This window comes from Novosphingobium subterraneum (assembly GCF_000807925.1).
Classification (GTDB): Bacteria; Pseudomonadota; Alphaproteobacteria; order Sphingomonadales; family Sphingomonadaceae; genus Novosphingobium; species Novosphingobium subterraneum.
The window spans coordinates 78059-99835 of the sequence record NZ_JRVC01000005.1 but is presented as its reverse complement, the minus strand read 5'-3'; the positions used below and the strand labels follow the sequence as shown (position 1 = coordinate 99835).

Genomic DNA, 21777 nt, shown 5'->3' with positions numbered 1-21777 from the left:
ACATCGCGTCAGGCGGCAGGAGCGGCTGGAGCCGCCCCAACGGTGCCGCCGGGCTGGGTCTTCACCCAAGCCTCGAACTTGTCGCGCGGCAGGGCTTCCACCGCGATCGGCATATAGCCGTGGCGGGCGCCGCACAGCTCGGAGCACTGGCCGTAATAAACGCCCGGCTCCTTGATGAAGAGTACCTTCTCGTTGATGCGGCCCGGCACGGCGTCGAGCTTGAACCACAGCGACGGTACGGCAAAAGCGTGGATCACGTCCGAACCGATGGTCTGGATGCGGATCGGCTCACCCGCCGGAACGACCATGCGGTTATCCACCGCCAGGTGCGCAGGCTCGCCCGCCTTGAGAGCATCTTCTTCCGACAGCATGTTCGAAATGACTTCGAAACCTCCGTTGTCAGGATAAGTGTAGCCCCAGTACCACTGATAGCCGGTGACCTTGACGGTCAGCGCACCCTTAGGGGCGGGATCGTACTGGTGAGCAAGAAGGCGGATGGACGGAACCGCGATCACGACCAGGATGAGAACCGGAACCAGCGTCCAGATCACTTCGATCAGCGTGTTGTGGCTGGTCTTCGAAGCGACCGGGTTGGCGCGCTTGTTGAACTTGGCCATGACGACCAGCAGCAGCACCAGCACGAGGATAGAGATAGCAACGATGATCGGCATGAGGATCACGTCGTGCATCCAGAGGCCTTCCTCGCCGATCGGCGAATACTGGTCCTGGAAGGTCCATCCCTTGTCGACCGGCTGGCCCTTGCCGGCAGTCGGCTTCATGGGAGTGTAGTAGCCCTTGTCAACCGGTGCGGCTTCGGCGGCAACTGCAGGCGCAGCCGAGTCGCTGGCGGCCGCAGCCGGCGCAGCGGCAACCGGAGCTGCAGCTTCGGTTGCAACCGGCGCAGCAGGTGCTGCAGCCATGGCCTGGGTCCCGAAAGTCAGCGCGGCAGCGACGCCAAAGGTCCGGAAAGCTTTGCCCATGGAACGGGCGGTATCGGCAAGACTCATCGTCAAAGTTTCCGCTTTTTCCCTGTTTGCGCGCTTGTTGCGCTGCATCAAGGAGGCACTTGCGCACCTCCTCTAAGTCCCTCGATTGGAGCGGCCTATACGCGTAGCTGTCCCAAGCCTCAAGCGGCAGAACGCATATTTTTCATGGGGCTCTCATGGCCATTCGGGCAATGCCGAAACAGTCCGTCACAACGCTGTTCGAAAAGGGTTGCTCCCGGCGCAGGCAGGGGCCATTTGCGGGGCGTTGCGGCAATATTCCAGGCAGACCGATGCTCGAAGACGACATCCTTTCCGAATTCCGTGCCAGCCAGGCGTTGCTCGAAGGGCACTTCCTGCTCTCCTCAGGGCGTCACAGCGCGCACTACCTGCAATGCGCCCGTGTCCTGATGGACCCGATGCGCGCCTCGCGTCTAGCTGCGGCAACCGCTCAGAAGATTCCGCGCGAATTGCGCCAGCAGATCCAGAAGGTGGTGTCGCCGGCCATGGGCGGCGTAATCATCGGGCATGAAATGGGACGCGCGCTGGGTGTCGAGGCTATGTTCGTCGAGCGTCCGACCGGGACGTTCCAGTTGCGCCGTGGCTTCTCGCTGAACCAGGGTGAGAAGGTGCTGATGGTCGAGGACGTGGTGACGACCGGCCTTTCCAGCCGCGAGGCCATCAAGGCCATCGAGGAAGCCGGCGGCCAGGTCATCGCGGCGGCGGCGCTCGTCGACCGATCGGCCGGTAGCGTCGACCTCGGCGTTCCGTTCTTCCCGCTCGTCGCGCTGAACTTTCCGACTTATGCGCCCGATGAACTGCCGCCCGAACTGGCCGCGACCGAAGCGGTCAAGCCGGGCAGCCGGGCCAAGCCGTGAGCAGCGTTCTAACACCGGGCCGCCTCCGCCTGGGCGTGAACATCGATCACGTCGCAACGATCCGCAATGCCCGAGGCGGAGACCATCCGGATCCGGTTCGCGCAGCCGAGATCGTTGCCAGCGTAGGCGGTGATGGGATCACCGCACACCTGCGCGAAGATCGCCGGCACATCCGCGACGAGGACCTCGCCCGCATTCAGGCGGCCACCAACCTGCCGCTCAACCTCGAGATGGCCGCGACCGACGAGATGCTCGAGATCGCGCTGCGCCATAAGCCGCACGCTGCCTGCATCGTCCCGGAGCGGCGCGAGGAGCGGACGACCGAGGGCGGGCTTGATGCCGCCGGCCAGCACAACCGGCTTGCCCCGATCGTGGCACGCCTTTCGGATGCCGGAATCAGGGTAAGCCTGTTCATCGCACCCGAGGCCCGCCAGATCGAGGCGGCAATGAAGCTCGGCGCACCGGTGGTTGAACTGCATACCGGTGAATATGCGCACGCTGAAGGCGACGCGCGCGCAATCGAATTGAAGCGTATTGCCGATATGGCTGCGCTCGCAGCACGGAACGGGATCGAGCCGCATGCGGGACATGGCCTGACTTACGAGAACGTCCAGCCGATCGCAGCGATTCCGCAGCTGGCCGAACTGAACATCGGCCACTACCTCATAGGGGAAGCCATCTTTGTCGGACTCGAGGCAGCGGTGCGCCGCATGCGCGACCTGATGGACGAAGCACGGTAACGGCCGAAGCATGATCATCGGCATGGGCTCGGACCTCTGTAACATCGAGCGGATCCGGAACTCGATCGATCGTTTCGGCGACCGCTTCATTGATCGCGTGTTCACCGAAGTCGAGAAGGCCAAGGCCGCACGCCGCCCTCTCACCATAGCTGGCACGCTGGCCAAGCGCTTTGCCGCCAAGGAGGCGTTTTCCAAGGCCGTCGGGACCGGATTTAAGGCCGGTGTGTTCATGAAGGACATCGGAGTCGTCAACGCGAAGTCGGGAGCGCCGACGCTTGCCTTGACAGGGGGGGCTGCAGCTCGCCTTGCCGCGATAACCCCCGATGGTTACGAGGCGATTGTTCACCTGACCTTGACCGACGACCACCCGTGGGCTCAGGCCTTCGTTGTCATCGAGGCCCGCCCCCTGGCAGAAAAGTCCGCAGTTTGACCGCCGAAACCCCAGCCCAGCCACAGCAAGAGCTTTCACCTCCCCCGCCACCGCCCGGTGGCGTGGATTGGTGGGCAGAGATCCGCGGTCTTTTCCTGATGCTGCTGGCGGTCGTGACGTTTCACAGCCTGATTGCCAAGCCCTTCTACATTCCCTCGATCTCGATGATGCCGAACCTCCTGGTGGGCGACCGGTTGATCGTTGCCAAATACCCCTACGGCTGGTCCTGGGTCTCGGCATCCTTCCACATCCTGCCTCGCGGGTCGGAGCGCTTGCTGCCCAAGACCCCGGAATATGGCGACATCGTGATTGCCGTGCCGCCGGACAGGGATGAGGACTACATCAAGCGGGTCGTCGCTCTTCCCGGGGACCGGATCGCGGTCATCCACGGACAGATCATCCTGAACGGAAAACTCGTCCCGCAACAAGCCGAGCCGCCAGTGCAGATCCCTGCCGATCCGCAATTGTCGTGTGACGGCGCCCCCTGCTACGACATGTTCGAGCGCTACCGGACCCGTCTGGATGATGGCCGCGAAGTCTTCGAGCTGCCGGCATTCCGGGAGACACTCCCCAACGGGGCCAGCTATGTGATCATCGACCACATGGATCAGGTGCTGGACAACTATCAGGAAACGCTCGTTCCGCCGGGACATGTCTTCCTTATGGGGGACAACCGCGACCATTCGGCCGATAGTCGGGCTCTGATCGAGGAACGTGGCCTTGGTGGACCGGTGCCACTGGCCAATGTCGGCGGCCGGGCCGAGTTCGTCACCTTTTCGCTCGATGGCAGCGAAAGCTGGAACCCGTGGACCTGGTGGACCGCCTTGCGCAAAGATCGCGCCTGGACCAGACTGCGCCCGGAAATCGGCCAGCAATCCTTGGTGACGGACGATCCAGACAAGCGGTGATGCAAATGGATGAATGCGAACCCACCGCTACGGCCGGTCCGACCGATATAACCGACAATCTGGTGCGGAGAGAGGCAAAGAAGGCCGCAGTCTGGTTGGGAATCGCTGGGTTGTTCGCGCTGGCGGTGCTGCTGGCGCAGCCAATCATGGTCATCATCGGCGGCATTGTCTTTGCGGCCATGATCGACGGAGGCCAACGGCTGATCGCAAGGGTCCTGCCGCGAATTCCCCGCAGCTTCAGGATCGTCATCGTCCTGGTTGGCACGCTGGCATTCCTGGTGTGGGTGGTGATCTTTGCTGGCGGGCAGATCGCAGCGCAGGCAGCCGAACTGCCCCAGGTCATCCAGACGCAGCTCACCAGGTTGAGCGCCTGGGCGGAAGGGCACGGCGTGAATGTGCAGAATCTGGATCTGCAGAACATCGCGGGTCAGGTTCTAGGCAGCGTCGGACAGGTCACGCGGGCGCTTGGAGGCGTACTGAACGGATTCACCACTGCCTTTCTGATCCTCATTCTGTCGATCTACTTCGTTCTCGAGCCGGACCTCTACCGCCGGGGCGTTGCCTGGATGCTGCCGGAAGACAGCCGCGAGCACTGGGAAACGACTGCTCTGCGCATGGGCAAATCTCTGCGCATGCTGCTGTTCGGCCGCCTCCTCGGAATGACAGTGGAAGGCGTGGCCACCTGGGCCCTGCTTGCGTGGTGGGGTGTGCCGATGGCTGCTTTGCTTGGTCTGCTGACCGGGCTGCTGGCATTCCTGCCGAATATCGGCGCGCCGATTTCCGGAGCCCTGATGATCATGGTCGGCTTTTCCGGTGGCACGGAGATGGGACTGTTCTGCATTGCCGTCTACATCGTCGTGCAGACGGTGGACGGGAATGTGATCGTGCCAATGGTTGCCAGGAGGACAGTCGATCTTGCACCCGCGCTCGTGCTCGGCGCACAGTTGATGTTCGGGCTGCTGTTCGGAATTCTCGGCCTTATGCTGGCGGATCCAATCGTCGCCATGATGAAGATCATGCTCGAACGCCAGGCTGAACGCAACTCTGCAAACCGGGTCGATAGCTGAATCTGGCCCCTCGAGATTTGAGACGAAGAATGGTCCGCAAGTTCCTGTATCTCATGGCTCTCCTCATCGTGATGGTGATTGCTGCGGTCTTCGCGCTGAGCATCTGGCAGAACGAGCTGACCCGCTTCGCATTTGTTCCGCGAGTTTCATACGGCAGGCTCGAGCCTCTTCCGGCCGATGCCTATTCCGGAAACAAGATGTGGTTCGCGCGGCCGGGGATGCAGAACGACCCGGCGCAGTGGGTCCCGACAGGCGTGGACAATAGCGGAGCAAAGGGGCCTGCTGCGGTTTTTTTCATTCACCCTACGAGCTATCTTGCTCGCGAGAACTGGAATGGACCCCTGGACGACGCTGACAGCAATCGGCGCGCAACCTTTTTCGTGCAAGGCATGGCATCGGCCTTCAACCAGCAGTCACAAGTCTGGGCTCCACGCTACCGTCAGGCCGCTTTCGGCGCTTTTCTCACCGACAAGGCCGAAGGGGAGATGGCGCTTGAATCTGCGTACGCCGATGTGCGCCAGGCTTTCGATGCGTTCCTGGCGAACGTGCCCGCCGACAAGCCGATCGTGCTGGCGGGTCACAGCCAGGGCGCCCTTCACCTCTTGCACCTGCTCAAGGATCGGGTTGCGGACACAACGCTCGCGTCGCGGATAGTCGCGGCCTATCCGATCGGCTGGCCGATATCGGTTGAGCATGATCTGCCACAGATGGGACTTCCGGCCTGCGCTTCGGCCGAGGCGGCAGGATGCGTGATGACCTGGGCCAGTTTTGCCGAGCCTGCCGATCCCGAGCTGGTACTGGAAGCCTACCGCACGAGGCCTGCCCTGGATGGCAAGCAGAAGGACGCGCGCCCCGTACTTTGCACGAATCCGCTGACCGGAAGCGTGGGCGGCTCCGCCCCGGCTGCCGCCAATCTGGGCACGTTGAAGCCGAGTGAGCATCTCGATTCCGGAGAACTGATCCCGAAGGCCGTGCCTGCGCGTTGCGATGCCAAGACCGGCTTGTTGATGATCGGGGATGCGCCCGATCTCGGGCCCTTCGTTCTTCCGGGAAACAACTATCACGTTTACGACATACCGTTGTTCTGGGCGAACCTGCGCGCCGATGTAGCTCGGCGGGCGGCGGCATGGGAAAAGCTGCACGGGCGTGCGGCCAAGTGATCACCCAGTCGGCCCTTTGCATGCGCGACGAGTTGCCCGAAGGCGGGGTGCTGATGGGGCTGGATACTGGCACCAAGACCATCGGCATTGCCCTGTGCGACCGAGACTGGCGCTTCGCCACGGCAGGCAAGACACTTCAGCGCGGCAAATTCACCGCCGACAAGGCAAAGCTGCAGGCGCTGATCGAGGAACGCGGTGTCGTAGGGCTCGTGATTGGTCTGCCGCTCAATATGGACGGATCGGAAAGCCCGAGGTCGCAAGGCGCCAGAGCTATCGCTCGCAACCTCGAGGATCTTGGGCTGCCGATCCTCCTTTGGGACGAGCGGTGGACTACGCAGGCCGCCGAGCGGGCGATGATCGAGCAGGACTTCAGCCGGGCCAAGCGGGCAGAACGCATCGATTCACACGCCGCTGCCCTGATCCTGCAAGGCGCCATCGACGCACTGGCCGGAAGCGCATTTTAATCGCCCGCTTAATACGCTTGTAATCGCACCATAGCTGCGGCAGGGAAACAATCATGGATACAACGCCCGAACCCGCCGGAGGAAGGCCCGCGATTCCGCCGGGCATGGATTTCAATCCGAAGCAGTTCGGCAAATTCATGATGCGCCACGGGCATACCGGCTTCATAGGCATGCAGTATCGCACTCATGGGGATAACTGGGTCGAGCTTGGCCTGCCTTGGCGCGAGGACTTGGTCGGCGATCGCGAGACGGGCGTACTCGCTTCCGGCCCGATAATCAGTTTGCTGGACAATGCCACGTCGATGTCCGTCTGGGCACTGCGCGGCGGCTTTCGCCCGCAAGTGACGTTGGACCTGCGTGTCGACTATGTTCGCGCCGCAACGCCAGGCAAAACGATTATTGCCTGGGCAGAGTGCTACCAGTTGAAGAAGTCGATGGCGTTCGTCCGGGGCATTGCCCACGACGGCGACATCACTGATCCCGTAGCGCACGCTGCCGGCATCTTCATCCAGGTCCAAGCAGACGGTTGGGCGCGTTCACCAGGAGAAGCGAAGTGAGCGAAGCTGGCGTTCTCTTGTCGGAAAAGTTGCCGCCCTATGCGCGATCAATGGGCATGCGAATCGCTGGCATGCTGGACGACGCCCCGCTTCTGGCAATGGATTTTTCCGATCGAGCCATGGGTCGGCCTGGGTTCCTTCACGGCGGCGCTATCGCAGGCATGATGGAAATCGCCGCGATCATGGCCCTTCACGCCCATCTCGGCGAGGAGGACGCCAGGATGCGAATCAAGCCGGTGAACATTTCCGTCGAGTACCTGCGAGGCGGCGTGACGGTGGAAACCTTCGCGCGCGGCGAGGTTATCCGCGCAGGAAGGCGCATTGCCAACGTGCGCGCAGAAGCTTGGCAGTCTGATCGCGACAAACCGCTGGCAAGCTGCTGGATGAATTTCCTGATCAAGCCGAAGAGCTAATCCTCCACGACCTTCATCAAACGGCGCTCGAGCGGCGACAGAACACCCGCCAAATCATGGCCGCGCTTGAGGACTTGCCCGGCTTCTCCGAACAGTGCCCACATGCCCTGCTTGCTGCGCAGCGAGGGCCGTTTTTCAATCCTTGCCGTGGGGCGTTCCGCGGTTCGCTTGAACGCTGCGAAGACAGCAGCATCCTTGCCAAAGTCCATTGCATAATCGCGCCACAGGCCGGCTGCGACCATGCGACCGTACAGATCGAGGATCTTCAGCAGCTCTGGCCGTTCGAAGCCGACCTGCTGGATGGCACGCGCGTTCGGGAATGGGACGACGGTGCCGGACGTCCCGGCATCAGGGCCGGTCACGCTCAGCTGCGGTTCCTTCTGCCGACCGTGGTCGGAGTTGGCGCAGGCGAGGTATCGTCGCCACCCGTCTGAGCAGCGACGAGTGCCGCAACCTGTGCCTTCAGCGCTGCGACTTCGGCCTCAAGCTCATCAACCCGCGAGCCGCCGTTCGGCTCGCACGGCTCCTTGCACGGAGTGCCGTAGGGAATGAATTCCTTAAGCCACGTTTCTGCAGGCACCAGCGTGGAGCGAGCTTTCAGCCCGACCATCGTAGCGCCTTCAGGCACATCGTCGGTCACAACGGCGTTTGCCCCTACTCGAGCGCGAGGACCAACAGTGATCGGCCCCAGGATCTGGGCACCCGAGCCGATGATCGCATTGTCGCTCAACGTCGGGTGACGCTTTCCAGGGATACCATTTGCAGGGTTCGTCCCGCCTAGCGTGACGCACTGGTAGATGGTGACATTGTCGCCAATCTCGGCCGTCTCGCCAATGACGGTGAAACCGTGGTCGATAAACAGGTGCTTGCCGATCCTGGCGCCCGGATGGATGTCGATCGCAGTCAAAAAACGGGAAAAATGGTTCACCAGACGAGCCAGGAAGAACAGCTTGGCCTCGAACAGCCAATGCGCGACTCGGTGGAAACCCACGGCCCAAAGTCCCGGGTAGAGGAGAATCTCCCAACGCGAGCGGGGCGCGGGATCGCGCGAGCGGATCGAGTCCAGATAGGCGATCAGGCCGTTGAACATGCCCTGATTCTCTCTCTTTCAGGCGCTTAAAGCAAGCGCGGCTGGAATTCCCCTGTCCGCTCGGCAAGCGCGTCGCGGACCAGTGATATGGTGACGGGTGATTTACGCTCAAGAGACAGACGGTCAAGAGTTTCAATCAGCAACTCGATTTCTGCGTGCGTGCGTTCCACTCTGGGCAGGAGGTAGGCGATTGCCTGTTCGCCCAGAACAAGCCCTCGCCGCGCGGAATGTTCCACGATCAAGCCCGCCATGAGCTCGTCGTCTGGTGCGCCGATCTCGATCAGCAGGGCCGAACCCAGGCGCGAGGCGAGATCGGGCAGAGTGATCGTCCAGTCACCCGGAGCGCGATCGCTTACCAGCAAAAGGGGACGTCCCGAAGCTTGTGCGCGGTTCCATTTATGGAAAATCTCGTCCTCAGGCAGCGAATCGGCGCTGTCCAACACCTCCCCTGCCCCACTCTCAGCAAACCAGCGCGCCAGCAGGCTTTTGCCCGAGCGTGGTGGGCCGACGAGAATTGCGGTGCGGAAGGGCCAGGTGGCAGCCGACTGCAGCGCTTCGATCACAGGGACCAGGCAGGGCCCCATGACCACGGTTTCGGCACCGCGCGCTGTCACGAGCGGAAGGGCGATCTGCGAAGACATCTGCCGAATATACGCTCGAATCGCGGTTCGGGTTACTTGCGAATCGAAAGCGCGCCCGCGCCGACCGTCACACGCCAGCCCTGCGCCCGCAATGCTGCGGCCAACGTATCTATTTCGCCCGCGTAGGTGACGCGCATGACCGACGTGCCGCCAATCGCGATCGAACTTGAGACCGCGCTCTTCACCCCGGGGATGCCACGCACTGCGGCCATGCCGGCGTCGACCGCCGGGCCGTCCGCAGTGGCGAACTGGATGGTTATGGTTGCTCCGCCCGCAGCCACCGTCGGCGTGGCAGCGGCGCTTGGCGTGGCTTCGGGAGCGGTCGCCGAGGCAGGCGTGGCGACCGGCCCTGCGCTTGCCAGCGTCTGCTCGATCAGCTTCGGATCGATTTCGGTCACCATGTTGAGCGTCGGATCGGGCTTCAGGACCCCTGCAACGAGAGCCTGGGTGTAGATGCCGTCCAGCCGGCCGATCGCATCTTCCAGCATCCTGGGCAGATCAGCTTCGCTCTTGGCGGTCAGGGTGAAGCTGCCGAGGAAGCGATTGTCCGGACCGTAGCGCGCGGTGAACGTGCCGGTCACAGGGCCCCCGGGGAATTGCCGGTCCAGGCGCGCGATTGGCATGATCACGTCGGACGCTCCGAATTCGTCCAGGATCAGCCGCCACCAGTTGCGACTGCGCCTATCAAGCTGCCCCGCCGTCAACAGGAGCGAATCGGAGCCTGCGCCAGCTGGTCGCACGTAGTCGATCGCGCTGCTGCCTGTGCGATACTCCGCCCACGCCTTCTGCCATGGAGTGCGGGTTTCGTAAACCGTCGCCACGCCGCCCTGGTAGAGGACCGGCACGACCAGCAGCGGCGCCGAGCGGGCCTTCGCGCCGGTCATGCCGAGTCGTTCACCGGTGCGGGCGCGGTCGAAGATCACGCCGAGACGCGCGATGTAACGGCGCGGACCGATCTGTTCGTGCTCGACAACCACAGCCGAAACCATCGATTCGATCGTCGAATCATCGAGCCCTGGAGCGGCCCCGCCACTGCCGTTGCTTTCCCAGAGCTTGGTCCACGCCTTGCGCTGCGCTTCACGCCAGCCCTTGTTGCGTGCGTCCTCGGCATTGTCACCGCCGACGTTCACCTCGATCCCACGCACTTCATAGTCGCCATTGCTGGCGATCGGCGGAATGCCGCGATCACCCTCGATCTGCGCGACAAGAGCAGCCCCGCCCAGCCCCGCGACGAGGGCAATGCCCAGCATCAGCGCCTTGCGGTTCTTCGCTTTTTCGAGTGGCAGATGCAGGGCGACCAAGGGAACTCCGAAACCAGTCATGGCCGAAGGTCCGGCCGGTAACGCACACGGAATTCGAATTCCGCAATTGGATGCCCGCTTTTGCCGAAACGAAAGTGGAAATCCAAGCAGGAAAGCGCTAGGCGCGCGCACCATGAGCGACAAGCAGGAAAAGCCCGAGAGCTATAGCTACGCCAAGGCTGGCGTGAACATCGCCGCTGGCAATGCGCTGGTGAAGGCCATTGGCCCGTTGGCGAAGTCAACCGCCCGGCCCGGCGCGGATGCGGAGCTCGGCGGCTTCGGCGGCTTCTTCGACCTCAAGGCGGCGGGCTACAAGGACCCGCTTCTTGTCGCTGGCAACGATGGCGTTGGCACCAAGGTCAAGCTGGCGATCGATCACGACCGGCATGACAAGATCGGCATCGATCTTGTCGCGATGTGCGTGAACGACCTGATTGTGCAGGGGGCCGAACCGCTCTTCTTCCTCGATTACTTCGCCACCGGCCGTCTGGACAATGGCGTGGCCGAGCGCGTGGTCGCCGGAATTGCGGAGGGCTGCAAGCAGGCCGGATGCGCCCTGATCGGTGGCGAAACCGCGGAAATGCCCGGCATGTATGCCGACGGAGACTACGATCTCGCTGGCTTCTGCGTTGGTGCCGTTGAGCGCGGTGAGCAACTGACCGGCGGCCGCGTGGCGGAAGGCAACGTGCTGCTCGGCCTCGCCTCGTCTGGCGTTCACTCGAACGGTTACTCGCTGGTGCGTCGTCTCGCTGCAGACAAGGGCTGGAAGCTTGACCGCCCTGCCCTGTTCGACAACGAGCGCCTGCTGATTGATTACCTCATCGAGCCGACCCGCATCTACGTGAAGAGCCTGCTGCCCTTCATCCGCTCGGGCCGCATCAACGCGCTGGCCCACATCACCGGCGGTGGCCTGCTCGAGAACGTGCCCCGCGTCTTGCCGCAAGGCCTTCATGCGCGCATCGATGCCGACAGCTGGGAGCAGAGCCGCTTGATGGCGTTCCTGCAGGCCCAAGGGAATATCGAACCCGAGGAAATGGCCCGCACCTTCAACTGCGGCATCGGCATGATCCTGGCGGTAGAAGCGGCCGAGGCCGATTCGCTTGCCGCCGATCTCGCCGCGGCTGGTGAAACGGTCTATCGCGTCGGGACGATCGTCGCGGGCGAAAAGGGCTGCACCGTCACCGGCAGCGCCGAGACTTGGTCCGCCCGCGAGGCATGGGAAGCCACCCACATTGGCTGACCGGGTCCCCGTCGCCGTCTTCATTTCGGGCAGCGGCACCAACATGGCCGCGCTGCTCTATGCAAGCCGTGCGGCGGACTGTCCTTATGAGATCGTACTCGTTCTCTCGAACAACCCGGATGCTTCGGGTCTGAAACTTGCCGAGGCTGAGGGGGTGGCGACGTTCTGCCTGCCGCACAAGGGCATTCCCCGGCCAGAGCACGACGCGATGATGGAGGCCGAGGTGGTCCGGGCCGGGGCGCGCTATATCGCCCTTGCCGGCTACATGCGCATTCTGAGCCCCGAATTTGTCGGACGCTGGGAAGGTCGGATGCTCAACATCCACCCTTCGCTGCTGCCCAAGTACAAGGGCCTGCACACCCACGATCGCGCGATCGAGGCTGGGGACAGCCACGGTGGGTGCACAGTGCATCTCGTGACCGCAGAACTCGACGATGGCCCGATCCTCGGCCAGACGCCGGTAGCAATCATTCCGGGCGATACCGGCGACAGTCTTGCCGCTCGTGTCCTGTTCGCCGAGCACCAGCTCTATTCGCGAACCCTCGCCAGCTATGTTGCTCGCGAGAACAGCGCTGGATGGTTGCTCGAGAAGGTGCGCGGCCTCGCTGCTGCCCTTCCTGATGTCGAAGAGCGTGAAAGCCACGGTGCCCCCGGCTGGCGCGTGGGCGGCAAGTACTTCGCCTATTTCAACGATCAGCACCATGGCGCCCCGCACATAGCACTGCTGGTGAAGACGAGCGGTCAGGACGAACTGGCCGCCCTGATCGAGCAGGACGAGGACACCTGGTTCCGGCCAGCCTACTATGGCGCAAGCGGCTGGGCAGGGCTGATTCTCAACCGTCCCGATGTCGACTGGGAGCACGCAGCCGACTGGCTTCGCCGCAGCTGGGCCGCCGTGGCGCCCAAGCGGCTCGCCGCAATGGTGGAGTTCTAAAGAACGCCATGCAGCTCACGGCCATCCGCCGCATTTACGCACACACAGGTCTGCAATCGTTTGTTGAGGCGAGCGGCGGGCTTTTCGTGGTCGGTTTTCTGGTCAAGCAGGGGCTGAGCCCGGCACTTGCGCTGGCCAGTTTTGCTCTAGTGCTGCTTTCGCGCTTCGCCCTGCGAGCGGCGGTACTGCCCATTGCCCATGCGCACGGACTGCGCACCGTGCTGTTGCTGGGCTGCGGAGTGCGCGCAGCTTCGTTCCTTATGCTGCCGTTCGTCGAGGGCATGGGACTGCTGCTGGTGGCGTATATCCTGGTCTCCGGGCTTGGCAGCGTGCTCTATTGGACCGGCTATCACGCCTACGTCTCCGCTGCAGGCGATAACGCTGCGTTGGGGCGACAGGTGTCGATCCAGCAGGCGACCACCGCCGCAGTGGGAATCGTTGCCCCAGTTGCGGGGGGCTTTCTGCTTTCCGGCGCCGGGCCAGTCATCGGCTTTGCCGTGATTGCGGCGATGCAGCTGCTCGCGGGCCTGCCGCTGACGGGCGCGCCCAATCCGGCGGTCCCGCGCGAAAGCCGTGCAGACCCTGCGATCGTCAGCGCGGGGCGTAGAATCTATTTTGCCGAAGGGCTCCAGTCGGGCTGCTCGGTCGTGGTCTGGAACCTCGCGCTGTTCGCCACCCTGGGGCAGAGTTTCGAGAGCTTTGGCGGCGCGCTTGCGCTTGCCGGATTGGGCGCAGCGGCAGGCAGCCTGATCATCGGCCGGCTGATCGACGGCGGGCGCGGGACGTATTCTCTAGCGCTGGCTTATGGCCTTGGCGCTGCGGTTCTGGTGCTCAAGGCCCTTGCGTGGGCCTCACCCCTGCCCGCGCTGATCGCAACTGCGCTCGGTGCGCTGGCCGCGCCCATGCTGGCAACTGCCATGCTTTCGCCGCTTTATGCCATGGCCCAGCGCTCGCAATGCACGCTGCGCTTCAACATGGCCACCGAGGGCGGGTGGGACCTCGGTTGCTCTTCTGCCGCACTGGTTGCCGCAGCACTACTTGCCACGGATTTCGGCTACACTATGCCGATCCTGCTTGGCCTGCTCGCCATAGCCGGGATCGGGTGGGGCCTCACGCAATGGTATCGCGGCGAACGCGCCCTCACTGCCTAGATCTCGCTGGCCTGCACATTGGGACGGTTCTCGCGCGTCCCACGATAGCGAACGGACCTGTCGCTGGAATCGCCTGCAATCACCACATGATCTTCGTGCACTTCCAGCAGTTCGCCGGCGAAAGGCATGTCCTCGAACATCGGACTGCCGACGATACGATAGCTGACCGTATCACCGACCTTGAATGTCACAGCATCGAAGTTGAACTCGAACGGACAGTCGCCCCCACCCATGCCCTGCATCTTCAGGTCTCCTCTTGCGCATGACTTAAACAGAAAAGGCCGCCGGGGTGAACCGGCAGCCTCTTGTCATTTCGCCCGGGCGATGGCTCAGAATTCGTAGCCAAGCGTCACGCCGTAGGTCCGCGGCGGCATCAGCGTGCCACCGATGGTGCGGCTGGTGGCAACCGCGTAGCTGCCCGCCCAGACCAGTTCGTTGGTCAGGTTGCGCACCCAGAGATTTACCGAAGTCCGGTCGTCCGAATGGCGGTACTTCACGTTCGCATCAACCATCACATAGCCGTCAGCGGCCATGCGATCGTCGTTGAACTCGGTGTGGTACTGCTTTGAACGGTAGGACACGTTCGTGCCGAACAACACGCTGGCCCCGCTCGAAAGGTCGGCCGTGTAGGTCGGGTTGAAGTTCAGCGTCCACTTCGGGCTCATGCGGGTAGCGTTCCCGGACAGGTCCTCGTCAGGCAGCGAAGCGCCGCCAGGGCCGAACAGCGCCGCGTTCAGCGGGTTCTTCGAGAAGAACTTGGTGAACTTGGAGTTCAGGTAGGCTGCCGAAGCGTCAATGGCGAGGCCATCGATCGGGCGCCAGCGCAGCTCGAACTCCGCACCATAGGCCCGCGACTCCGCTGCGTTTTCCAGAGCGCTGGCAAAGAACGGCGGGTTGGGGATCGGGAAGGTCCGCTGGAACTGGCCGTTCTTGAGCTTCTGGTAGAACACGGCAAGGTTCGTCTGCAGCGAGCCGGCGCTATACTTGATGCCGCCTTCGAAGGCCTCGACCTTCTCGGGGTTCACGAACGGCGTGACCGCAGTGGCCGAACGGCGCGAACCGATTTCGGCGGTGCCGGACTTGAACCCGCGCGACCAGTTGAAATACGCCATCACATCGTCATTCGGACGGAACTCGACGCCGAGCGAGGGCGAGAAGTCGTCCCAGGTCTTCGATGTGTCCCACTGCAAGGGATCAAGCACGAAGCCGGTCGCGGCGGTGCCGATGCCGCTGTTGTTCTTGATCTTGCGCTTTTCCCACGAATAGCGGCCACCGGCCTTGATCGAGAACTGCTCGGTCAGGTCGTAGGTCACGTTGCCAAACACGGCCCAGGTCTCGACATCAAGCTTGCCGTCGAACTGGACGCGATAGGGGTCGGTGTTGGTCAGCACGTCAAAGCCGATGTGGTTTTCGACGCGGATGTGGTCCTTCAGGTAGAAGCCGGCGAAAACGGCATGCAGTTTGTCTGTATCGACGTTGAGCTGCAGTTCCTGGCTGAACTGGTTCTCGAATACCGGCTGCCAGTGGTTGGCGCTGGTACGCACGGCGTTGGTCTGCGCCAGCGGATAACCGGCGTAGGACGACATGTCGAAGTCATGGAAGAAGATCGCGCGGAAGTTGCGGTAGCTTGTCAGAGACTTGAGCGCGACCGTATCGGACGCCGCATAGTCCATGATGCCGGTGAAGGCATACTGCTTGCGATCGTTGATCGGGTCATAGTTGGTGTTGAGATTGCGCACGTTCTTGGCGAACGATGCTGCGCTGCCGTCGGCGTTGGTGCGCTGGCCCAAGGCAGTCAGGCTCGGAACCGTCGTGCCGGGGAACGAAACTTCGCGGAACTTCACAGCGAGCGAACGATCGTTCTCGGTGTGAAGTTCACCCGTCAGCAGGATGGACAGCTTGTCGGTCGGCAGGAACTGCAGATGACCGCGCACCGACCACTGGTTGGCGTTGTCGATCTCGTTGCCCGTGAATTCGTTGATGCCAAAGCCATCGCGCTTGATGCGCTGGACCGCGAGGCGAGCGCGTACGCCTTCGGTGATCGGACCGCCGATCGCGGCATCGGTCTGCACCAGGAACGCATCGCCACCGAGGGTCTGGCGAACGTAGCCATCGAGCTTGTCGGTGGGTTTGGCGGTGATCAAGTTGACTGCGCCGCCGGTGGCATTGCGACCGTAGAGCGTGCCCTGAGGCCCGCGCAACACTTCAACGCGCTCGAGATCGAACATCGAGCCAAGCTGGGCCTGCGCGAGGCTGACGACGACACCATCGACATGGAGCGCGACCGACGGGTCAACGCCCGGGAGCGAGCTCGACAAGCCGATGCCGCGGATGAACAGCTTTGCGAAGTTGAAGTCGTTGCCGAAGCTGATCGATGGAACCAGCGCCTGCAGGCCTTCAAGATTGACAGTGTTGTTGGCGGCAAGCTGCTCGGTGCCAACAGCAGCAACCGAAAGCGAGACGTCTGACAGCGACTGCGCACGCTTCTGCGCGGTCACGATAATTTCGCCGCCGTCCTCTGAGGACGCTGCGTCCTGAGCGGCGTCCTGCGCCAGAACAGGCTGCGAAAGAGCGAAAGCTGCAGCGGCAAACAGACTGGTGCGCGCCAGCAGGCGCGCGGAAGCGCGGGTTGTGAACATCAGGTATCCTCCCTGAAGAGGCTGGAAGGCCTCAGCGTTCTCGTGTTGGAACAACCGGCTACCTACGCCTTGTATGCTCCGCTTACAATTATGGTTATGTGGGATAACATGTGATTTGCAACGAAGCGTTGCATCTGCGCAACATTGACCGAAGGTCCGTCTCGCGCCCACGAAAAAGGCCGGAGCATCTCTGCCCCGGCCCCTCAATCAGCGGCGGCTTTCGCCGATCAGCCGACGATTTCTTCGGGCTTGAAGAAGTAGGCGATTTCGATCGCCGCGTTCTCGTCCGAGTCCGAGCCGTGGACCGTGTTGGCTTCGATCGATTCAGCCAATTCCTTGCGGATCGTGCCGGGCTCGGCGTTGGCAGGGTTGGTTGCACCCATGATGTCGCGGTTGCGCTGCATGGCGTTCTCGCCTTCGAGAACCTGCACGACGACCGGACCCGAGATCATGAACTCGACGAGGTCGTTGAAGAAGGGGCGTTCCTTGTGAACGGCGTAGAAGCCTTCTGCCTGCTCGCGCGTCATGTGGATACGCTTCGAAGCGACGACGCGAAGGCCTGCTTCTTCCAGCATCTTGGTGACCGCGCCGGTCAGGTTGCGACGCGTGGCGTCGGGCTTGATGATCGAGAAAGTGCGGGTAACCGCCATGGGAGCGTTCCTTGCGATAGGGGGAATCTGATTGCGCGCGCCCCTAGCGATGTTTGTGCTGCGGTGCAAGGATGGCGCTCAGGGCCCTTCCTTCCACTTGCCGCCCTCTTGCCGCCAATAGCGGCGCTCGACGCCTTCGCGGCTGCCGAGCATGCGCCAGCATCCCCGTGCATCGTCAATCCGCGCGGGCGGGAACAGCAGGAACACCCGTTCAAACTCACCCTCGCGCCAGATACCGTCGGCGAGCGCCATGTACCTTGCGCGATTGGCGGGCTCTGGCGCATCGGACAGCAGGACCGGCTGGCGCTCGTCCTGATCGGTCCCGGCACGGCCGTTGGCGAGAAATGTCTCGGGCAAGCGTGTCCAAAGTGCCTCACTGACACTGCGAAGCTGCGCCTCGTCTTCCGACACGACCAACAGCCGTTCTCCTGCGCCAAGCGTATTGCGCGCAATCAGCGGCAGGACCTGTTCGGCCGGATCACTGGTAAGCTGGTAGAAATCGACGCGCATCAGCCTGCAACCTTGCCCTTGCCGCTACGGCAGCGGTCGGAACAGAACTTCACGTTATCCCAATCCCGCTCCCACTTCTTGCGCCAAGTGAACGGCAGCCCGCAAGCGGCGCAAATCTTGGTAGGAAGGTCAGATTTGCGCCGCATCTTGGGCATGGGAAAGCCTCAAGCCTCCAGCACGTCGCGGACGTAGCGGTCGAGCACGCGCACACCGAAGCCGGTGGCGCCCTTGTCCCAGGTCTGGCCGGGCTTGTCAGCCCAGACCATGCCGGCAATGTCGAGGTGCGCCCAGGCCACGCCCTTGTCGATGTAGCGCTGGAGGAATTGCGCCGCGGTGATCGATCCGCCGTAACGCGGGCCAACATTCTTCATGTCGGCGATCGGACTGTCGATCAGCTTGTCGTATGAAGGGCCGAGCGGGAAGCGCCACAGCTTGTCGCCCGAAGCCTTGCCGGCTGCATCGAGCTTGGCGGCAAGGTCATCGTCATTGGCAAACATGCCGCCGTATTCATGGCCGAGCGAAATGATCATGGCGCCTGTCAGGGTAGCGAGATCGACGATCGTCTTGGGGGAATACTCCTTCTGCACCCAAGTCAGCGCATCACACAGCACAAGGCGGCCCTCGGCATCGGTGTTGATCACCTCGACCGTCTGGCCGGACATCGAGGTCACCACGTCACCAGGGCGCTGAGCGTTACCGTCGGGCATGTTTTCGACAAGGCCGCACACGCCGATGACGTCTGCCTTGGCCTTGCGCTTGGCCAGCGCGAGCATTGTCCCGGCAACAGCGCCAGCGCCGCCCATGTCCCACTTCATGTCTTCCATGCCGGCGGCAGGCTTGATCGAGATGCCGCCGGTATCGAAGGTGACACCCTTGCCGACAAAGGCGGTCGGGCCAGAAGAACTTGAGGCTCCGGCCTCTGCCCCCTTCCAGCGCATGGCGAGCAGCTTCGGCTCACGAACCGAACCTTGGGCCACGCCAAGCAGTGCGCCCATGCCCAGCTCGGTCATCTCCTTGAGGCCCAGCACGAGGATCTCGACGCCGGTGCCCTCGAGCCGCGCCTTGGCGCGCTCGACGAAGCTTTCGGGGTAAATGATGTTGGCGGGTTCAGCGACGAGTTCACGCGTGAACTCGATGCCTTCGGCAAGCGCCGATTCTATTTCCCAAGCTGCCGCAGCGCCTTCCGGGGCATTGACCGCCACGATTTCAGTCAGCGACGGCTTCTGCTCATCGCTCAGCTTGGTGCGATAGACATCATGGCGCCAGCCGCGCAGGCGTGCACCGAAGAGAACGGACGCTGCCTCGGCACCGGACAGGCCCGAGCCGCTGAAGTCGATCGCCAAAGAAGTCTCGCCCGATGTCAGGTACTTTGCGGTCAGTGCCGCGCCGGCCTTCTCAAGACTGGCGCTGCGCTCGGTGGCGTCTGCCTTGCCCAAACCGGCCAACGCGAGCCGCTTCACGCCTGCATCGTGCGCAACGAAAGCTTCGAATACCTGGCCCACCTTTCCGGCAAACCGGGCGGCCGCAGCACCTTCGCGCACCACTGCGTCAAGATCGGACGGCAGCGCATCCTGCGCCACGAGACGGGCGACCAGACGGGGAAGCGGGGCATCGCTGGTGCGGAAAACGACCTTCATGGGGAACTCCTGAACGGAATGGACGTCACACTTCGACGCAAGCTGGGCGGGAAGCGGAAATTGTGGAATTGCAGTTAGGGTGCACTGGTGCGATAGGCAAGCGCATGCAACCCGCCCGGCGGCCGCAGCCGCAAGCCCTTGATCGTCGCTTGCGCCTTGCGCGTATTGCCGCTGCCTCTGCCGCGGCATTGTTCCCGCTCGCCGCATCGCAGGCCCTTGCGCAGGAAGCGCCGATGGCCTCGCCCGCCGGCGACGAATCGAGCGTAGACGATCAGGTCCGCTTTGAAGCCGACAAGGTCCGCTACGACAGCAACGCCGAAAAGGTCTTTGCCGAGGGCAATGTCGTTCTGCGCCACGATGTTCAGACAGTGCGTGCAGACAATGTCACCTGGGACCGCAACACAGGGCAGATCCTTGCGACAGGCAACATCCGATTCGTGGATGAAGACGGCAACATCGTCTACACCGATCAGGTCGAGCTGACGGACGAATTCAAGGCTGGCGCTATCGAGGACCTGCTGGTGGTGTTGCGTACCGGGGGCCGCCTTGCCGCCGAACGCGGCACGCGCGACGAATCCGGCAACATGACGCTCGAGAACGCGGCCTATTCGGGCTGTGCAGTCGAAGATGACAAGGGCTGTCCTAAGAGGCCGAGTTGGGAAGTGACGGCAGCCCGCGTCTATTTCGACGCCAATCAGAAGCGCGTGAAGTACAAGGGCGCCACGCTCCACATGTTCGGCGTGCCGATCCTGCCACTGCCCGGCCTGGGACACACCTCGGACTTCCGTGCCGAAACAGGCCTGTTGATTCCCGACTTCCGCCTTGGTGCAGCCAACGGCGCGGAAATCAGCGAGACCTGGTACTGGCGCATCGCCGACAACCGCGACCTTGCGTTGACCGGCACTTTCTATACCGGCTCGCTACCGATGCTGACGGCCAAGTACCGGCATCTCACCAACCTCGGTGCGTTCCAGGTTACCGGCTATGCGACGCGAAGCGCGCGCATTCCGCTTGGCAGCACCTCGACGGGCGCAGCCAACGCCAGCCAGCAATCATGGCGCGGGTATCTCGACGCCAACGGGAAGCTCCAGTTCTCGCCGCACTGGAGCCTGACCGGCAACGCACGTTTTGCCTCCGACCGCACCTTCCTGCGCCGCTACGACATCAGCCGTGACGACCGCCTGCGGTCTTCGCTGAACCTCGAGCGCATCGACGACGACAGCTATCTCTCGATTGCCGGCTGGGTGACGCAGACGGTCCGCGTCAACGATCCACAGGGCATGGTGCCGCTCGCCCTGCCAGCGATCGACTATCGCAAGAGGATGGCGTTCGACGGTGTTCCAGGACGGTTCGAACTGGAGGCCAACAGCCTGGCCATCGTCCGCACTGCGGGGCAGGACAGCCAGCGCGCCTTCGCGCGGGCGCAATGGGATCTGCGCACGATAACTGGGATGGGTCAGGAAGTAACCCTGACCGGCCTTTTGCGCGGCGATGCCTATCACAGTTCGGACAACGACCTTACTACAACGGCCATCTATCGGGGCCTGCCCGGTTGGCAGACTCGTGGAATTGCCACCGCAGCCATCGATGTGAAGTGGCCTTTTGTGGGCGATGCGTTCGGCGGCACGCAAGTGCTGACGCCTCGCCTGCAAGTCGTCGCGACTCCGGGCGTTCGCAATTTCGAAATCCCGAACGAGGATTCGCGCTCGGTCGATCTGGAGGACACCAACCTCTTCGCGCTGAACCGCTTTCCGGGTCACGACCGTATCGAAGATGGGGTACGTTTCACATATGGCTTTGACTGGACGTTCCAGCGTCCGGGCCTCCGGGTCATGACAACCATCGGGCAGAGCTATCGTCTATCAAGCCAGGCGACGATCCTGCCTGACGGCACCGGGTTGACCAATCGCGCCTCGGACTACGTCGGTCGCACGACCGTCCGTTTCGGCGACGTCATCAAGTTCACGCATCGCTTCCGGCTCGACAAAGACAGCTTTGCGCTGCGCCGCAACGAGTTCGACGCGACGATTGGCAACCATCGGCGCTACATCGAAGCAGGCTACCTCAAGCTCAACCGCAATATTGCGACCGCGTTCGAGGATCTTCAGGACCGTGAAGAGCTGCGCATTGCCGCGCGCACGCCAATCACCAATGCGTTTTCGGTGTTTGGTTCGGCAATCGTAAACCTGACGGACCGGAATGAAGACCCGACGCGCACGTCGGATGGATTCCAGATGTTGCGGCACCGCCTAGGCGTGGCCTACACCGACGATTGCCTCGACCTGTCGTTCACTTGGCGGCGTGACTATGTGAACATCGGTGACGCGGTGCGCGGCAACTCGTTCCAGATATCCCTCTCGCTCAAGAACCTCGGGGTGAAATAG

General features: G+C 62.8%; 23 protein-coding genes and 2 pseudogenes. 13 read left to right on the top strand and 12 right to left on the bottom strand.

Features of this window, described 5'->3' with window-relative positions:
* Positions 1–8 precede the first annotated feature (8 nt).
* Positions 9–1007 (bottom strand): cytochrome c oxidase subunit II, encoded by a 999-nt coding sequence (gene coxB / locus NJ75_RS06455; RefSeq protein ID WP_082013308.1) that lies wholly within the window; start codon positions 1005–1007, stop codon positions 9–11.
* Positions 1008–1276: 269 nt separating this feature from the next.
* On the opposite strand from coxB, the gene pyrE reads away from it, so the two are divergent.
* The 9 genes from pyrE to NJ75_RS06410 all read left to right on the top strand — a co-directional run bounded on the left by pyrE (position 1277) and on the right by NJ75_RS06410 (position 7600).
* Positions 1277–1861, top strand: coding sequence for an orotate phosphoribosyltransferase (gene pyrE, locus NJ75_RS06450; RefSeq protein WP_039332651.1), 585 nt, complete (start codon positions 1277–1279; stop codon positions 1859–1861).
* Positions 1858–2601 carry a pyridoxine 5'-phosphate synthase gene (locus NJ75_RS06445; protein WP_039332650.1) on the top strand — a complete coding sequence of 248 codons (744 nt, stop codon included), beginning with the start codon at positions 1858–1860 and terminating at the stop codon, positions 2599–2601. The genes pyrE and NJ75_RS06445 overlap by 4 nt, the downstream gene beginning before the upstream one ends.
* 10 nt (positions 2602–2611) lie before the next feature.
* On the top strand, positions 2612–3031 hold the full coding sequence (gene acpS / locus NJ75_RS06440) for a holo-ACP synthase (protein ID WP_039332649.1): 420 nt from the start codon (positions 2612–2614) through the stop codon (positions 3029–3031).
* Between the two features lie 62 nt (positions 3032–3093).
* A complete protein-coding gene (lepB, locus tag NJ75_RS06435) occupies positions 3094–3939 on the top strand; it encodes a signal peptidase I (protein ID WP_244885380.1) in 846 nt (281 codons plus the stop codon).
* A gap of 5 nt (positions 3940–3944) precedes the next feature.
* Positions 3945–5006 (top strand): AI-2E family transporter, encoded by a 1062-nt coding sequence (locus NJ75_RS06430; protein WP_039332899.1) that lies wholly within the window; start codon positions 3945–3947, stop codon positions 5004–5006.
* Positions 5007–5059: 53 nt separating this feature from the next.
* Entirely contained in the window at positions 5060–6166 is a 1107-nt protein-coding gene (locus NJ75_RS06425) for a DUF3089 domain-containing protein (RefSeq protein WP_330217041.1), read from the top strand.
* A gap of 20 nt (positions 6167–6186) precedes the next feature.
* A complete protein-coding gene (gene ruvX / locus NJ75_RS06420) occupies positions 6187–6630 on the top strand; it encodes a Holliday junction resolvase RuvX (RefSeq protein WP_236727081.1) in 444 nt (147 codons plus the stop codon).
* Between the two features lie 53 nt (positions 6631–6683).
* Positions 6684–7187, top strand: coding sequence for a PaaI family thioesterase (locus NJ75_RS06415; protein ID WP_082013294.1), 504 nt, complete (start codon positions 6684–6686; stop codon positions 7185–7187).
* 50 nt (positions 7188–7237) lie between these two features.
* Complete coding sequence (locus NJ75_RS06410; protein WP_052242158.1) at positions 7238–7600, top strand: PaaI family thioesterase; 363 nt, start codon at positions 7238–7240, stop codon at positions 7598–7600.
* Here the strand turns inward: NJ75_RS06410 and NJ75_RS06405 are convergent.
* The 4 genes from NJ75_RS06405 to NJ75_RS06390 are packed head-to-tail and all read right to left on the bottom strand — an operon-like array spanning position 7597 to position 10653.
* The gene (locus NJ75_RS06405) at positions 7597–7962 is read right to left on the bottom strand and encodes a DUF2794 domain-containing protein (RefSeq protein WP_230487778.1); all 366 of its coding nucleotides are present in this window, start codon (positions 7960–7962) and stop codon (positions 7597–7599) included. The two genes, NJ75_RS06410 and NJ75_RS06405, sit on opposite strands and share 4 nt — an antisense overlap.
* Before the next feature lie 2 nt (positions 7963–7964).
* On the bottom strand, positions 7965–8690 hold the full coding sequence (epsC, locus tag NJ75_RS06400; RefSeq protein ID WP_039332639.1) for a serine O-acetyltransferase EpsC: 726 nt from the start codon (positions 8688–8690) through the stop codon (positions 7965–7967).
* A gap of 26 nt (positions 8691–8716) precedes the next feature.
* On the bottom strand, positions 8717–9331 hold the full coding sequence (locus NJ75_RS06395; protein WP_039332637.1) for an HdaA/DnaA family protein: 615 nt from the start codon (positions 9329–9331) through the stop codon (positions 8717–8719).
* A gap of 32 nt (positions 9332–9363) precedes the next feature.
* Positions 9364–10653, bottom strand: coding sequence for a hypothetical protein (locus NJ75_RS06390; RefSeq protein WP_052242127.1), 1290 nt, complete (start codon positions 10651–10653; stop codon positions 9364–9366).
* Between the two features lie 112 nt (positions 10654–10765).
* Here NJ75_RS06390 and purM point away from each other — a divergent pair, with 112 nt between their 5' ends.
* The 3 genes from purM to NJ75_RS06375 are packed head-to-tail and all read left to right on the top strand — an operon-like array spanning position 10766 to position 13957.
* Positions 10766–11872, top strand: coding sequence for a phosphoribosylformylglycinamidine cyclo-ligase (gene purM, locus NJ75_RS06385; RefSeq protein ID WP_039332636.1), 1107 nt, complete (start codon positions 10766–10768; stop codon positions 11870–11872).
* Positions 11865–12806 (top strand): phosphoribosylglycinamide formyltransferase, encoded by a 942-nt coding sequence (purN, locus tag NJ75_RS06380; protein ID WP_039332634.1) that lies wholly within the window; start codon positions 11865–11867, stop codon positions 12804–12806. Before purM ends, purN begins: the two co-directional genes overlap by 8 nt.
* Before the next feature lie 8 nt (positions 12807–12814).
* On the top strand, positions 12815–13957 hold the full coding sequence (locus NJ75_RS06375; RefSeq protein ID WP_039332632.1) for an MFS transporter: 1143 nt from the start codon (positions 12815–12817) through the stop codon (positions 13955–13957).
* On the opposite strand, the gene NJ75_RS06370 is transcribed toward NJ75_RS06375, so the two are convergent.
* The 7 genes and pseudogenes from NJ75_RS06370 to NJ75_RS06350 all read right to left on the bottom strand — a co-directional run bounded on the left by NJ75_RS06370 (position 13954) and on the right by NJ75_RS06350 (position 19393).
* On the bottom strand, positions 13954–14199 hold the full coding sequence (locus NJ75_RS06370) for a hypothetical protein (RefSeq protein ID WP_039332630.1): 246 nt from the start codon (positions 14197–14199) through the stop codon (positions 13954–13956). The genes NJ75_RS06375 and NJ75_RS06370 overlap by 4 nt on opposite strands.
* Before the next feature lie 87 nt (positions 14200–14286).
* A pseudogene (locus NJ75_RS25415) lies at positions 14287–15678 on the bottom strand (TonB-dependent receptor); the annotation flags it as partial.
* A 441-nt stretch (positions 15679–16119) separates the two neighbouring features.
* A pseudogene (locus NJ75_RS25410) lies at positions 16120–16596 on the bottom strand (TonB-dependent receptor plug domain-containing protein); the annotation flags it as partial.
* A 227-nt stretch (positions 16597–16823) separates the two neighbouring features.
* Positions 16824–17246, bottom strand: a complete 423-nt coding sequence (gene ndk / locus NJ75_RS06360; RefSeq protein ID WP_039332627.1) for a nucleoside-diphosphate kinase — start codon at positions 17244–17246, stop codon at positions 16824–16826.
* 78 nt (positions 17247–17324) lie between these two features.
* A complete protein-coding gene (locus NJ75_RS06355) occupies positions 17325–17756 on the bottom strand; it encodes a DNA polymerase III subunit chi (protein WP_039332625.1) in 432 nt (143 codons plus the stop codon).
* Entirely contained in the window at positions 17756–17911 is a 156-nt protein-coding gene (locus NJ75_RS23705) for a DUF2256 domain-containing protein (RefSeq protein WP_082013293.1), read from the bottom strand. The genes NJ75_RS06355 and NJ75_RS23705 overlap by 1 nt, the downstream gene beginning before the upstream one ends.
* Before the next feature lie 9 nt (positions 17912–17920).
* A complete protein-coding gene (locus NJ75_RS06350; protein WP_039332623.1) occupies positions 17921–19393 on the bottom strand; it encodes a leucyl aminopeptidase in 1473 nt (490 codons plus the stop codon).
* Between the two features lie 104 nt (positions 19394–19497).
* Here NJ75_RS06350 and NJ75_RS06345 point away from each other — a divergent pair, with 104 nt between their 5' ends.
* A complete protein-coding gene (locus tag NJ75_RS06345) occupies positions 19498–21777 on the top strand; it encodes an LPS-assembly protein LptD (RefSeq protein WP_039332621.1) in 2280 nt (759 codons plus the stop codon).